The sequence below is a fragment of the Arthrobacter sp. Z5-13 genome (assembly GCF_056499105.1).
Genome location: NZ_CP096460.1, coordinates 3958511 through 3971555, shown reverse-complemented (window position 1 = coordinate 3971555; position 13045 = coordinate 3958511). Strand labels below are relative to the sequence as shown.

12 protein-coding genes are annotated in these 13045 nt (G+C 63.3%); 10 read left to right on the top strand and 2 right to left on the bottom strand.

Annotation, left to right across the window (positions count from 1 at the left end):
* Positions 1 to 10 precede the first annotated feature (10 nt).
* Genes M1E02_RS18480 through M1E02_RS18470 form a run of 3 tightly spaced genes read left to right on the top strand, consistent with a single transcriptional unit; the run spans position 11 to position 3611 of the window.
* Positions 11 to 1558, top strand: coding sequence for an aldehyde dehydrogenase family protein (locus M1E02_RS18480; protein WP_479375636.1), 1548 nt, complete (start codon positions 11 to 13; stop codon positions 1556 to 1558).
* On the top strand, positions 1555 to 2637 hold the full coding sequence (locus tag M1E02_RS18475; protein ID WP_479375635.1) for a tartrate dehydrogenase: 1083 nt from the start codon (positions 1555 to 1557) through the stop codon (positions 2635 to 2637). The genes M1E02_RS18480 and M1E02_RS18475 overlap by 4 nt, the downstream gene beginning before the upstream one ends.
* A complete protein-coding gene (locus M1E02_RS18470) occupies positions 2634 to 3611 on the top strand; it encodes a D-2-hydroxyacid dehydrogenase (RefSeq protein WP_479375634.1) in 978 nt (325 codons plus the stop codon). The genes M1E02_RS18475 and M1E02_RS18470 overlap by 4 nt, the downstream gene beginning before the upstream one ends.
* A 20-nt stretch (positions 3612 to 3631) precedes the next feature.
* On the opposite strand, the gene M1E02_RS18465 is transcribed toward M1E02_RS18470, so the two are convergent.
* On the bottom strand, positions 3632 to 5788 hold the full coding sequence (locus M1E02_RS18465) for an amylo-alpha-1,6-glucosidase (protein WP_479375633.1): 2157 nt from the start codon (positions 5786 to 5788) through the stop codon (positions 3632 to 3634).
* Between the two features lie 384 nt (positions 5789 to 6172).
* On the opposite strand from M1E02_RS18465, the gene M1E02_RS18460 reads away from it, so the two are divergent.
* The 6 genes from M1E02_RS18460 to M1E02_RS18435 all read left to right on the top strand — a co-directional run bounded on the left by M1E02_RS18460 (position 6173) and on the right by M1E02_RS18435 (position 11580).
* Positions 6173 to 6514: a hypothetical protein gene (locus tag M1E02_RS18460; RefSeq protein ID WP_479375632.1), complete on the top strand. Its 342-nt coding sequence runs from the start codon at positions 6173 to 6175 to the stop codon at positions 6512 to 6514.
* Positions 6515 to 6576: 62 nt separating this feature from the next.
* Positions 6577 to 6789, top strand: coding sequence for a hypothetical protein (locus tag M1E02_RS18455; RefSeq protein ID WP_479375631.1), 213 nt, complete (start codon positions 6577 to 6579; stop codon positions 6787 to 6789).
* A 76-nt stretch (positions 6790 to 6865) separates the two neighbouring features.
* The gene (locus M1E02_RS18450) at positions 6866 to 7693 is read left to right on the top strand and encodes an IclR family transcriptional regulator (RefSeq protein ID WP_479375630.1); all 828 of its coding nucleotides are present in this window, start codon (positions 6866 to 6868) and stop codon (positions 7691 to 7693) included.
* A 184-nt stretch (positions 7694 to 7877) separates the two neighbouring features.
* Positions 7878 to 9584 (top strand): urocanate hydratase, encoded by a 1707-nt coding sequence (locus M1E02_RS18445; protein WP_479375629.1) that lies wholly within the window; start codon positions 7878 to 7880, stop codon positions 9582 to 9584.
* Between the two features lie 5 nt (positions 9585 to 9589).
* Positions 9590 to 11182, top strand: a complete 1593-nt coding sequence (gene hutH, locus M1E02_RS18440) for a histidine ammonia-lyase (RefSeq protein WP_479375628.1) — start codon at positions 9590 to 9592, stop codon at positions 11180 to 11182.
* A 161-nt stretch (positions 11183 to 11343) separates the two neighbouring features.
* A complete protein-coding gene (locus M1E02_RS18435; RefSeq protein ID WP_479375627.1) occupies positions 11344 to 11580 on the top strand; it encodes a hypothetical protein in 237 nt (78 codons plus the stop codon).
* A gap of 130 nt (positions 11581 to 11710) precedes the next feature.
* Here M1E02_RS18435 and M1E02_RS18430 read toward each other — a convergent pair whose 3' ends face one another.
* Positions 11711 to 11944: a hypothetical protein gene (locus M1E02_RS18430; protein WP_479375626.1), complete on the bottom strand. Its 234-nt coding sequence runs from the start codon at positions 11942 to 11944 to the stop codon at positions 11711 to 11713.
* Between the two features lie 201 nt (positions 11945 to 12145).
* Here M1E02_RS18430 and M1E02_RS18425 point away from each other — a divergent pair, with 201 nt between their 5' ends.
* Complete coding sequence (locus M1E02_RS18425; protein WP_479375625.1) at positions 12146 to 12946, top strand: GDSL-type esterase/lipase family protein; 801 nt, start codon at positions 12146 to 12148, stop codon at positions 12944 to 12946.
* Positions 12947 to 13045 lie beyond the last annotated feature (99 nt).

Here is a 13045-nt window from a genome sequence, read left to right as displayed (position 1 = left end):
AAGGGTCCCCATGTCATCACCAACTGTCGCTGAATCGCGCCCAAAAACTACAGAGGAATCTGCCTACAGGCGTGCACGATTTGCCAACCTGCCAGGGGGAGCTTTTTTCGAGGGTCAGTGGCAGACCTCGGAGTTGACCTTGGAGGTGCGGGATCCCGAAGACGGTGTCCTGCTCGGCCGGGTGTGCACCTCCACGTCACAGGACGTGGAGCGTGCCACCTTGCACATCCACCGCCACCTCCAAGAGGACGAGTGGCCGCTGCGTGCCCGTCGTGAGGCGTTGGAGCGGGCGGTGGTGCTGTTGGGGGAGCAGGCTGAGCGTTTCGCCAACATCATCGCTTCCGAGAGCAGCAAGACCATCACTGAGGCGGAGCGTGAGGTGCGGCGCTGCGCCGAGACCTTGCGGCTGTCCGGGGCTGCGTCCGAGGAGCTCGCAGGGGAGACTCTGGGCTTTGAGGACAGCATGGCCGGGGCCGGGAAGATCGGCTGGTACAGCCGGAAACCGGTGGGCATTGTCGCGGCGATCACGCCGTTCAATGATCCGCTGAACCTGGTGGCGCACAAGCTGGGCCCGGCCATCATTGGCGGCAACGGTGTCCTGTTGAAGCCTTCCACCCGCACACCTTTGGTGGGGCTGGCTTTTGTCCAGCTGCTGCTGGAGGCCGGTGTCCCCTCGGGCCGGATCGCCGCGATCGTCACCGGTCCGGGTGTGTCCGAGGCCGTTGTCACTGACCCGCGGGTGGACCTGATTTCCTTCACCGGCGGCCCCGTAACGGCCGAACGGATCGCCGCGGCGGCCGGGGCGAAGAAAATCCTCTCCGAACTCGGCGGGAACAACGCCACGATCGTGTGTGCCGACGCTGACGCGCAGGCCGCCGCGACTGCCATTGTGGCCGGCGCGTTCGGGGTAGCAGGGCAGAACTGCCTCTCGGTCCAGCGCGTCTACGTGCACACCTCACTCTTCGAGCAGGTCCTGGAGCTGGTCACGGCCGGGACCAGGAAGCTGCGGACCGGGCCGAAGCTTGACCGGGCCACGGACGTTGGCCCGCTGATCTCTGAAGCCGAAGCCCAACGGGTTGAGGAATGGGTGGAAGAAGCCGTCGCGGCCGGCGCCACGGTCCACACCGGCGGGACCCGGCGGAACGCCTACTACGAACCGACAGTCCTGACCGATGTGCCCTCCCACGCCCGGGTCATCCGGGACGAGGTCTTCGGCCCGGTGGTCAGCATCCTGCCGTTCATCGAGGTCCGGGACGCCGTGTTCGAAGCCAACAACACCGAGTTCGGCCTCCAGGCCGGGGTCTTCACCCAGTCCATCGACCTGGCCCTGGCCATCGCCGAGAAACTCCACGTCGGCGCGGTGGTCATCAACGAAACGTCCGACGTCCGGATCGACTCCATGCCCTTTGGCGGGTTCAAAAAATCAGGGGTAGGCCGCGAAGGCGTCCGCCACGCCGTCCGCGAAATGACAGAACCCAAAAACACCATCATCAACCTCGGCGAGTCACAGGCCCGCTGGCAGGTCCTCGGCGGCCTGACAGAAAGGACCACACCATGACCAACGAAACCAGCAAGCACAGTATCGCGGTGATCGCCGGGGACGGGATCGGCAAGGAGGTCGTCCCCGCGGCCATCACGTGCCTGGAGCGGATCGCCTCGATCCACGGACTGGACCTGGCGTTCACCTATTTTGACTGGGGCTCGGACTACTACGGCCGGCACGGGCGAATGATGCCCGCGGATGGAATCGACCAGCTCGCGAAGCATGACGCGATTTTCCTGGGTGCTGTGGGCTCACCGGAGGTTCCGGACACCGAATCGCTGTGGGGTTTGCTGATCCCGATCCGGCGGGAATTCCAGCAGTACATCAACCTCCGCCCGGTCAAAACGCTCGACGGCGTCTCCTCACCGCTCGCCTCGGCCAACCCGATCGATATCCTGATCGTGCGGGAAAACAACGAGGGTGAATACTCCGAGGTTGGCGGACGGATGTACCGGGGCCTGCCGCACGAAAGCGCCGTGCAGGAAACCATCTTCACCCGCCTCGGCGTCTCCCGCGCCGCGCACTACGCCGCAGCCCTGGCATCGTCCCGCACCGGCAAGCTGACGTCCGCGACTAAAAGCAACGGCATCGTGCACACCATGCCGTTCTGGGACGAAGTGGTTCAAGAGACCGTCAACCAGTACCCCGGCGTGAGCGTGACCCACGAGCTCGTCGATGCCCTCGCCGCGCACCTGGTCCTGAAGCCCTGGACACTGGACGTTATCGTCGCCTCCAACCTCTTCGGAGACATCCTCTCGGACTTGGGCAGCTCCGTGACCGGCTCCATCGGCCTGGCACCAAGTGCGAACCTGAACCCCGAAGGGGACTTCCCCTCCCTGTTCGAACCAGTCCACGGGTCCGCCCCCGATATCGCCGGAAGGAACCTCGCCAACCCGGTCGGACAAATCTGGTCAGGGGCCATGATGCTCGAACACCTCGGCCACCCCGCAGCCGCCGCCCACCTCCAGGTCGCGTTCGAATCAGCCCTGCGCGAGGGCCACGGCACCCGCGATATCGGCGGAACCGCAACCACCACCGAATTCACCGCGGCCATCCTCACTGCCATCGACGCCCTCACCCCGGTCACAGCATGACAACCGGTAACAGGCGGCCGGTGGTCGCGGCCCTGTACCGTGAGGCGCTCCCGCCACGCATCGCAGAGGTCCGGGAACTCGCCGAGGTCCGCCTCACCAAGGCAGACGGACTCGCCGAGGCAATGGACGGCGCGGACGTGCTCTACCAGTGGCATTCCTTCTCACCCGCGTTGAAGGAGAACTGGGCCGCTGCGTCCACCCTGGAGTGGATCCATGTCTCCGCCGCCGGCGTCAGCCAGCTCCTCTTCGACGACCTCGTCCGCAGCGACGTCATCTACACCAACTCCCGGGGAGTGCTCAGCCGGGCCATCGCCGAGTTCGCCCTGGGGTTCGTCCTGGACATGGCCAAGGACTCCCACGGATCCTTCCGGCTTCAGCAGGAACAGCGCTGGCAGCACCGGGTCACCCGCAAAATCCAGGGCCAGAGAGCACTCGTTGTCGGCACCGGATCCATCGGCCGCGAGATCGCCCGCCTGTTCCGCGCCGTCGGCATGGAAGTCAGCGGCGCCGGCCGGACAACCCGGCCCGGAGACGCCGACTTCGATCTCATCCACTCCTCCCGGGACCTGGCCAGCGTCGCAGCGGACTATGACTACCTCGTCCTCGCCGCACCGCTGACCGCTGACACCACCGGGCTCGTGGGCGCTGACGTGCTCGCCGCGATGAAACCCTCAGCCAGGCTCATCAACGTAGGCCGCGGCCAACTCGTGGACACCAACGCGCTCACCCATGCGCTGGCCACCGGCTCCATCGCCGGCGCAGCCCTGGACGTTGTGGACCCGGAACCGCTCCCGGCCGGACACCCGCTCTGGAGCATGGAGAACGTCATCATCACCCCGCACATGAGCGGAGACACCGAAGACTATTTGGACGACCTTGGCCAGCTCTTCGTGGAAAACCTCAAACGCTACTGCAACGGCGAACCACTCGAAAACATCGTCGACAAGAAACTCGGATTCGTCGCAGCACGCTAGATGCGTGCCTCGACGGGAGGCTAGGCCTTTCGGCGCAGCCCCTCCTGCTCCACAAGTTCGGCCATCCATGGCCGGTGCCCTTGGTGGAACACCATTCCGTCCGGCAGGTTCTGGACTATAGGCACGGAATTGGCGATGTCTATGGTGATGCGGCCACCGGCCATGGGCGCATTGGTGATGTGGAGGTCGCCGTAGGATTCCGGAATTACAGGATCCAGCCACACTCCGCCGCGGGAAACGTGGGCGTCGTATCCCATCAGGCTCGTCACCAGTTGAATCGGTGTTGTAGCTGCCCAGGCTTGAGGGGAGCAGGCAGTCGGGTAGGGCACCGGTTCGGCGAACTGCTCCCGGCTGAAGCCACAGAACAGCTCAGGCAAGCGGCCGTCTGAATAATCGGCGGCCTCCAGCAGGGCAGTGGAGACCCGCTGTGCCTCTGCCACAAAACCGTAACGCAGCATGCCCGCCTGGATGATGGCGTTGTCGTGCGGCCAGACAGAGCCGTTATGGTAGCTCGCCGGGTTGTAAGCGCCCATGTCGCTCGCCAATGTCCGGATGCCCCAGCCGCTGAACATTTCCGGGGACATCAGCCGCTCCACCACGAGGGGCGCCTTGTCCTCATCCACGATGCCGTGCCAGAGACAGTGCCCCATATTGGAAGCGCAGGCATCGACCTGGCGCTTCTTACCGTCGAGGGCCACAGCGTAGTAGCCACGGTCCGGCATCCAGAATTGCTCGTTGAACCGCTTTTTGAACTGTGCCGCCTTTTCGGCGAGTTCGGCCGCGAAGGTCACGTCTCCGGCATCGTACGCCAGCCAGGAACGCGCCATATAAGCGTCGTAGACATAGGCCTGCACCTCACAGAGCGCGATTGGCCCCTCGGCCATCTTGCCGTTGGCAAAGTTGATGCCGTCCCACGAGTCCTTCCACCCTTGGTTGATCAGTCCCTGGGGGTTGAGGCGCTCGTACTCGACGAAGCCGTCGCCGTCCTTGTCCCCATAGTCTGTCATCCACTTCAACGCACGGTCTGCGTGAGGCAGCAGGGCGGCGATGGTGTCGGGGGCGAACCCCCACCGGCTGATCACTCCGATCACAATGACGAACAGTGGCGTGGCGTCCACACTTCCGTAGTAGACGGACTTGCCACCCAGGGACAAGCCGCTGGAGACGTCGAGCCGGACCTCGTGAAGGATCTTCCCCGGCTCTTCCTCGCTCATGCGATCCACCACTCTGCCCTGCCGGTCTGCCAGCGTCTGCAGCGTGCCTAGGGCCAGGGAAGGATCAACGGCCGTGGCCATAATCGAGGCCCAAAGGGAGTCACGGCCAAACAGCGTCATGAACCAGGGGGCGCCGGCTGCCACCACTACACGCTCGGGATGGTTCGGATCCTCGATGCGGAGGGCGCCCAGATCGTCGTAGCTGCGCCGCAGGGTCCGTTCAATGGAGCGGTTGGTCATATGAAGCTCGGGGATCTTCTCCACCCACTCCTTCCGCCTCAGGTCCCGGGGGGACAGCCCTTCGAAGTCGGCATGAATGAACGACGGCGGGGGAGGGCTCGCTGCCTCGCTGCTGGGTACCACTGTGAGGACTGTGCTCCACTGCTCGTGCGGTGCCACGGTTACCCGGTAGGTCAAACCTTCCGGAGTGACCTCGGCTTTAGGAGCCTGGACCAGAATGCCCTTCCGGATGTCCTGCCAGACAGAGCGGATAGACAGAGTATCTCCGTCGACCTCCCGGTTTTCTGTCCACCGCCGCTGGATCCGCGCCTCTTTCACCTCAAAAAGATCGGCAAAATCTGCCTCAACCTCAACCCTTATCAGGCATTCAGCGGGTTCCACCGAGTAGTTGCGAACTGTGACCTGCTCCTGGATGCCGGCGCCCACTTCGCGCAGCCGCTCCACGATGAGGGGGCTGTCGGCGTACCCGTCCGCGCGGGGAATCCGGCCGGCCAGCAGCGCGCGGTATGGCTCCTTTGTCTCCGCCGCGAGGGGCTCAACAGCCTGGCCATTTACCGTGAGGCGCCAGCCGGACAGGATCCGGGTGTCGAGATAGAAAGCGCCATGGGGATGTTCAGGAAATATGTCCCCGTTCGGCAGCGAAATGCAGAAGGAAGAACCTTCTACCAATGTGACTGTGGCCCCCAGGGGACCCGCCGCCGTGTCAGCATTCCATCCAGCCATCCCAGGCTCCTTCAACAGACTGGCACCAGCGAACCTTCGCCCCGACCTGCCGGGGATCCCGTTGCTGAACCTGCTCGACGCATTCTCCAATCGACGCTACTCCCGCTTGGGTCCGGATGCCAGACCCCGGCCGGCTGCTTCAAGAGAGTGCTTCAGTTGGGCGGCTGAGCTTGCCGGGGCAGTGATTCGCGGGGAAAAATAACTACCCTTACGGTCTATCGTAGATTGTTGACAATTGCTAGGATGGAACCAAGAAGTTGCTCCGGCTGGAGACCCCAGTTCTGGTGCGAAGAGCAAGTCCTGCGTCTGTCACAGCCGGTAATCCTCCGGTTGGCGTATCACCTTTACCAAGCTCTCCCCAACCCCAGTACACGAGGTAATCCAATGTCAATCCATTCCTCCCTTTCAAAGACCAAACGCGTCAGGCGGGGCCTGGTGCGGACACCCCCGCCCAAGCCGATAAAAAATGAGGTTCTGCCGGCTCTGCAGGTCAGCAAGCTTGACGAAACCCCACCTGTCGGTGCTGCAGCAAGGAAAGATCAGCCCCACGGTTTTTCCGCTGGCAGTCGGGTGTTGTTTGAAGCAGATGGCTTCAAGGGCGCCGGCATAATCGACGACGTCATGCATGACGGCTCGATTGTGTGGATCTGGCCCGACGATGGCATGGGCCGCAAAATGTTGTGCGTGGCTGATGCCGTAGTTGTCACCTGTGAGGAGCCGGGCTGACCCGCGAACTAACTTCCAACTATCACGTCCGCAAAGCTTTGAAACGCAAAAAGGACCCCATCATGAAGAAGCGAGAATTAGTTTCAAGGGCCGGAAATCATTTGGCCGTTCCCGCAGTGAAGTTTCCCCACCGCAAGATGAGCGGGGGAGCCGGCGAACGGCACTCTGCATCCGGATGGCCTATTGGGCAGGCAGCAGATTTCATCCTGGGACTCTTCCCCGAGGATTCCGAAGAATTCCTCACGGCAGAGGACCTCCGCCGGCTCTCATTTTGATCCAAGCACAGTGAATTAGTTCGCCGTAGTGCATCCTTGAGTACGGGATACCGGACACACAGGAGCAAAGAGGACCATGCAAGCGAGCAGCGCCACCACCCCCGCCAGGACCTCTCAACGCAAGGCTGCGTCCAAAGTCCCTGCCGCTGAAAATACCCTTCGAATCCTCAAACTGCTGGCATCCAAGCGTGGGCCGATGGCGGCGTCGAACATTGCCACCGCACTCGGATTGCCACGCTCCAGCGTCTACCACCTCCTGGGCGTAATGGAGGCCAACGGTTTCGTCCTGCACCTGCATGAGGAGCAGCGCTACGGCTTGGGGATCAGCGCCTTCGAGCTGAGCTCGGCCTATTCACGGCAGGAACCCCTTTCCCGCCTGGGCCGCCCCATGCTGGCCTCCCTCGTCGACGTCCTGGGGGAGAGCGCACACCTGGCGGTGCTCCATGGCAGGGACGTGCTGTACATCGTGGAGGAACGTGCAAAGAACAGGCCCTCCCTGGTGACCGACGTCGGCGTCCGCCTGCCCAGCCACCTCACCGCCAGCGGCCGCGCCATCCTTGCTGCCTTGCCGAAGTCGCAGGTCCGGGCGCTGTACCCGAATGCTGCCGCCTTCACTGCGCGCCACGAAGTGGAAGGCGCCATCATGAAGTACTCGGCTTTGTCCTCTCATCTGGACCAGGTGCGGCAACGAGGCTACGCCACAGAACATGGTGAAGTGACTCCCGGCTTCGGTTCAATCGCCGCCGCCGTGACTGACCATGTTGGGTGGCCCACTGCAGCCGTCGCTGTCACGTTCCTGGAGGACAAACTGCCCGCGGATCAATGGGCAGAGCTCGCGGCCCGGGTCCAGAAAGTGGCAGACGATCTGTCGATCCGCATCCATGGACGCCCACACCCCAACTAGCTCGCAGCGGTTCTGTTTTAGGCGCCCAAAACCACAACTACTGGCATCTGGGTCATGACTTGACGAGTGTCTGATATACCGGACATCGCCCTCACGGAACCCCTGTCAAGCCTCTTGCGAACAGGCTTTAGTAGATACAGGAGAACTTATCCGGAACTACCCCTGACACCCGAAGGAGCCCCTCATGGCACCCGCCGATTTCACAACCGGTGCCCGCCCGGTCAAAGCTGCCCGCGGCACCGAGCTCACCGCCAAGTCCTGGCAGACGGAAGCCCCGTTGCGCATGCTGATGAACAACCTGGATCCTGAGGTCGCCGAGCGTCCGGATGACCTGGTGGTTTATGGCGGCACGGGACGTGCGGTCCGGTCCTGGGCTGCGTTTGATGCGATCACCCGCACGCTGGAGACCATGGAGGCGGATGAGACGCTGCTGGTCCAGTCGGGCAAGCCGGTGGGTGTGTTCCGCACGAACGAGTGGGCGCCGCGTGTACTGCTGGCGAACTCCAACCTGGTGGGCGACTGGGCGAACTGGCCTGAGTTCCGCCGGCTCGAGGCCGAGGGCCTGATGATGTACGGGCAGATGACCGCGGGTTCGTGGATTTACATCGGCACCCAGGGCATCCTGCAGGGCACGTTCGAGACCTTCGCCGCAATCGCCCGGAAGCTGACAGGGGATGAAAACGGCACCCTTGCGGGCACCCTGACGCTGACCGGTGGCTGCGGCGGGATGGGCGGGGCCCAGCCACTCGCCGTCACCCTGAACGACGGCGCCTGCCTGATTGTCGACGTCGACGAGACCCGCTTGCGTCGCCGCGCCGGCAAACGCTACCTGGACGAGGTGGAAACAGACCTCGACGCCGCGATCGCCAAGGTGCAAAAGGCCAAGGAAGAACGCCGTGGCTGGTCGGTGGGGTATGTAGGGAACGCCGCGGAGGTGTTCCCGGAGATCCTGCGCCGCCACAACGCCGGGGAACTTACCGTGGATATTGTTACAGACCAGACCTCCGCCCATGATCCGTTGTCCTACCTGCCGGAGGGCATCTCCGTGGCAGAGTGGCACCGTGAGGCCGAGGCGGATCCGGAAGGCTTCACCAAGAAGGCCCAGGCCTCCATGGCCCGCCATGTGCAGGCGATGGTGGAGTTCCAGGACGCCGGGGCCGAGGTCTTCGACTACGGCAACTCCATCCGCGACGAAGCCCGCAAAGGCGGCTACGCCCGGGCGTTCGAGTTCCCGGGCTTCGTCCCCGCCTACATCCGCCCGCTGTTCTGCGAAGGCCTGGGCCCGTTCCGCTGGGTGGCGCTCTCAGGGGATCCGGAGGATATCCGGGTCACCGATGAGGCCATTAAGGAACTCTTCCCGGAGAACAAGCACCTGCACCGCTGGATCGACGCAGCCCAGGAAAGGGTCGAGTTCGAAGGCCTCCCGGCCCGGATCTGCTGGCTTGGCTACGGCGACCGCGCCAAGGCCGGTCTCCTGTTCAACCAGCTCGTCAAGGAAGGCAAGGTCAAGGCCCCCATCGTGATCGGCCGTGACCACCTGGACTCCGGCTCCGTCGCTTCCCCGTACCGTGAGACCGAGGCGATGGCCGACGGTTCGGACGCGATCGCTGACTGGCCCATGCTCAACGCCCTGCTGAACACCGCCTCGGGAGCCACCTGGGTGTCGCTGCACCACGGCGGCGGCGTGGGGATCGGCCGGTCCATCCACGCCGGGCAGGTCTCTGTGGCCGACGGCACGGACCTCGCTGCCCAAAAGCTCGAACGGCTCCTCACCAACGACCCCGGCATGGGCGTCATCCGCCACGCCGACGCCGGCTACGAGCGCGCCCTCGACGTCGCCAAAGAACGCGGCGTCCGCATCCCGATGGCCGAACACCAGGAAAGCAAGTAGGAATCATGACACTTACAACCCACGCACCACGCACCGTTACCCTCGGCTCCAGCGGGATCACCCCTGAAGATGTCCTCGCCGTCGCACGCCACAACGCCAAGGTGATAATTTCCGAGGACGCGCTGGACACAGTGGCTAAAGTCCGCGCCCATATAGACGGTCTGGCTCACAGTGACGTGCCCGCCTATGGCATTTCAACCGGCTTCGGTGCCCTCGCCAACCGGCACATCCCCAATGAACTTCGCACGCAACTGCAGAAGTCGCTGATCCGCAGCCACGCGGCCGGCATGGGTCCTGCAGTGGAACGCGAAGTGGTCCGCGGCATCATGTTCCTGCGCGCCAAGACGCTTGCCTCCGGCCGTACCGGCGTCCGCCCCGTGGTCCTGCAGACCATGGTGGACGTGTTGAACGCCGGGATCACCCCGGTGGTCCGTGAGTTCGGTTCGCTGGGCTGCTCCGGCGATCTTGCCCCGCTTTCGCACTGCGCCCTGGTACTCATGGGCGAAGGGGAAGCCGCAGGACCTGACGGCGTGACCTACGGCGGGCGGGGCGAAAGCACTGTTGCCGAACTGCTCGCCGCACACGGCATCGCCCCCGTGACCCTCGCCGAAAAAGAAGGACTGGCGCTGGTCAATGGCACCGAAGGAATGCTCGGGATGCTCCTGATGGCTATCGCAGACATCCGCCACCTGCTGACGACGGCGGATATCACCGCAGCGCTCAGCGTCGAGGCGCTGCTCGGAACGGATCAGGTGTTCCTGCCCGAACTCCACGCCGCGCTCCGGCCGCACCCCGGCCAGGCGGCCAGTGCTGACAACATGCTGCGGGTCCTCTCCAACTCGGCGATTGTGGCCTCTCACCGCATCAACGACACCAAGGTCCAGGACGCCTACTCACTCAGGTGTGCACCCCAGGTGGCGGGCGCGGTCCGCGACACCGTAGATCACGCTGCCCTGGTTGCCTCGCGCGAACTGGCGGCTGCAATTGATAACCCGGTAGTCCTTCCGGATGGACGGGTGAGCTCCAACGGCAACTTCCATGGCGCCCCCGTGGGCTACGTGCTGGACTTCCTTGCCATCGCGGTGGCGGACCTCAGCTCCATTGCCGAACGCCGCACCGACCGTATGCTGGACCCCGCACGCTCCCACGGGTTGCCCGCCTTCCTTGCGAGCGATCCCGGCGTCGATTCCGGAATGATGATCGCCCAGTACACCCAGGCGGGGCTCGTCTCCGACAACAAGCGGCTGGCTGTACCGGCGTCGGTGGATTCGATCCCCAGCTCTGCAATGCAGGAGGACCATGTGTCCATGGGCTGGCATGCGGCACGCAAGCTTCGCCGGGCAGTAGAGAACCTTCGCCGCGTGCTGGCCATCGAGCTGGTGACGTCTGCCCGAGCCCTGGATATCCGCACGCAGGAGTCCGGCGGGGAACTTACGCCGGGACCGGCGGGGTCCGCGGTCATCTCGGCCTTGCGAGCCGTCGTCGAGGGCCCCGGCACCGATCGTTTCCTCTCACCGGAACTGGAAGCGGCTGACCGCCTCGTGGCCTCCGGTGCAATTCGCGAGGCTGCCGAATCCGCCGTCGGAATTCTCGCCTGAAGCCGAAGGTAATTCAAAGAAGCTGCAGAACTGCCGGTGCCCCCGAAACAAGAGGCAACACGGTCAACGGGGGCCCGGAATCTGTAGTAAAAAAGAGGGTGTAACAAAGGCCGCACCAAAGATGTTGTGGCAGCGAACATCCACAAAGGGGTAGAAGTTCAATGAAAGCACGCGGGACAGTTCTGTCCAGGCGCATCGCGCACGCCGGCACGGTTTCCGATTGGGGAACATTGAAGCCGGGGGAGCGGGTGGAAATTCTCAAGCACGCACATGTTATTGCCGCTGGCGAAGTCGAGGAAGTCTCGCTCAGTGCGCAAGTCTTGTGGCTGGTGCCAACGGGGCCCTCGGAGACTCAGTTGTTTATGAAGTCCGACGGCGTCAGGGTACGCCGGAGCTAATCTCGAATAAACCAGACGCTCAAAAGTCCCCGCCCTTTAGCTATTTCCCTTTATTAGGGGATTGGTTAGAGGGCGGGGATTCTTGTTTTGGAAATGAATATTCGCAAGCGGAAAAGTGTCCGGCCGAAAATCAGGCCAGATCCTCATATGTCTCGCCGAAAGGCACGGTTTCATCCAAAGCAACGGTGAAGGCCCCGGGCTCGTGGCGGGTCACCCGGATGCCACAGGTTCCGTCCTGGCTGGCTGCGATGATGAGGGTCTTGACGGCGTCTTCGATTCCGAGGTGGATTTCCTCTGCGGCGGCAAAGTTAAGGCTGATTGACCGTGGCGGGGAGGCCAGGGGGTCGATGGCTGCAGAGCTCATAGTGTCGGCTTTCTTGTAGGGCATGCCGTTGGGGGACCAGGCAATTTTAGACCCTGCACGTGCCTCAGGTAAGACGCCTGGCATATCAGCTGCGCTCCCAACTCTCTGCCATCGACGACGTCGGGCCACTGCGCGTACCGTCTCTGGTGTAGCCCTCATCGAAGATGAACCAGGCAGTACCGACACTTTCGAGGCGGTCCCATGCGCAATGTCACCAAAATAGTGGTGGTCCTGCTCCTGGTGCTGCTGGCTGTCGGAATTCAGCCGCCACGGGCTTCCTTTCCGCGGAGCATGGCCGCGCTGGGGGATTCCATCACGCGTGCGCACTCAGCCTGCTGCCAATCGGGGGACCAGCCGGAACTCTCCTGGTCTACCGGCTCCAGCGCACCTGAAGGCATCCACAGCCACTACCGGCGTCTGTTCAAACTGGAACCCGGGATTACACGAAACAACAACGCAGTCAGCGGAGCCACAGCGGCCGGCCTGCCGGCCCAGGCTGCTGCTGCCGCATCCCAACGCGCCGAATACGTCACCATACTGATTGGAGCGAATGATCTTTGTGCTTCGTCTCCGGCAAGCATGACGACGGTCAAAGAATTTGAAGGGCACGTTATGACTGCTCTTGCCACCCTTGACGAGCGGCTTCCGCGTTCCCGCGTATTCATCAGCAGCATCCCGGACCTGTATCAGTTGTGGGCTGTGCTGCACGGGAACTCTTCGGCAAGCGGGAAGTGGGCGGGCTCTAACATTTGCCAGTCCATGCTCAGCCTGTCCAATACCGAAGCGGACCGCCAATTAGTGGTCCAACGCCAACAGGAATTCAACGCGGTCCTCGCAGGGTCATGCGCCCGGTTCCGGAACTGCAGGTGGGACAGCGGAGCCGTCTACGGCTACAGATTTCAAGCAGAGGATGTCAGTACCGTTGACTACTTCCATCCAGGGGTTCGAGGCCAGGAGGCTCTGGCCGAGCTGACTTGGAAGGCTTCATACTGGGGTCCCTGAGGATGCGGCGGATCCCTAAGCCAACGTGGGGATCCAGTGCAGTACAGGATTCACGGATGCCCGGATCATTGAGACGCCTGGTGACGGGCAGGAGGGGGT

Bases quoted from the DNA above. Each gene is read 5' to 3' on its own strand.
- hutH (WP_479375628.1), top strand. From the start codon at position 9,590: ATGACACTTACAACCCACGCACCACGCACCGTTACCCTCGGCTCCAGC.
- M1E02_RS18430 (WP_479375626.1), bottom strand. From the start codon at position 11,944: ATGAGCTCTGCAGCCATCGACCCCCTGGCCTCCCCGCCACGGTCAATC.
- M1E02_RS18460 (WP_479375632.1), top strand. From the start codon at position 6,173: ATGTCAATCCATTCCTCCCTTTCAAAGACCAAACGCGTCAGGCGGGGC.
- M1E02_RS18450 (WP_479375630.1), top strand. From the start codon at position 6,866: ATGCAAGCGAGCAGCGCCACCACCCCCGCCAGGACCTCTCAACGCAAG.
- M1E02_RS18475 (WP_479375635.1), top strand. From the start codon at position 1,555: ATGACCAACGAAACCAGCAAGCACAGTATCGCGGTGATCGCCGGGGAC.
- M1E02_RS18455 (WP_479375631.1), top strand. From the start codon at position 6,577: ATGAAGAAGCGAGAATTAGTTTCAAGGGCCGGAAATCATTTGGCCGTT.
- M1E02_RS18480 (WP_479375636.1), top strand. From the start codon at position 11: ATGTCATCACCAACTGTCGCTGAATCGCGCCCAAAAACTACAGAGGAA.
- M1E02_RS18435 (WP_479375627.1), top strand. From the start codon at position 11,344: ATGAAAGCACGCGGGACAGTTCTGTCCAGGCGCATCGCGCACGCCGGC.
- M1E02_RS18445 (WP_479375629.1), top strand. From the start codon at position 7,878: ATGGCACCCGCCGATTTCACAACCGGTGCCCGCCCGGTCAAAGCTGCC.
- M1E02_RS18425 (WP_479375625.1), top strand. From the start codon at position 12,146: ATGCGCAATGTCACCAAAATAGTGGTGGTCCTGCTCCTGGTGCTGCTG.
- M1E02_RS18465 (WP_479375633.1), bottom strand. From the start codon at position 5,788: ATGGCTGGATGGAATGCTGACACGGCGGCGGGTCCCCTGGGGGCCACA.
- M1E02_RS18470 (WP_479375634.1), top strand. From the start codon at position 2,634: ATGACAACCGGTAACAGGCGGCCGGTGGTCGCGGCCCTGTACCGTGAG.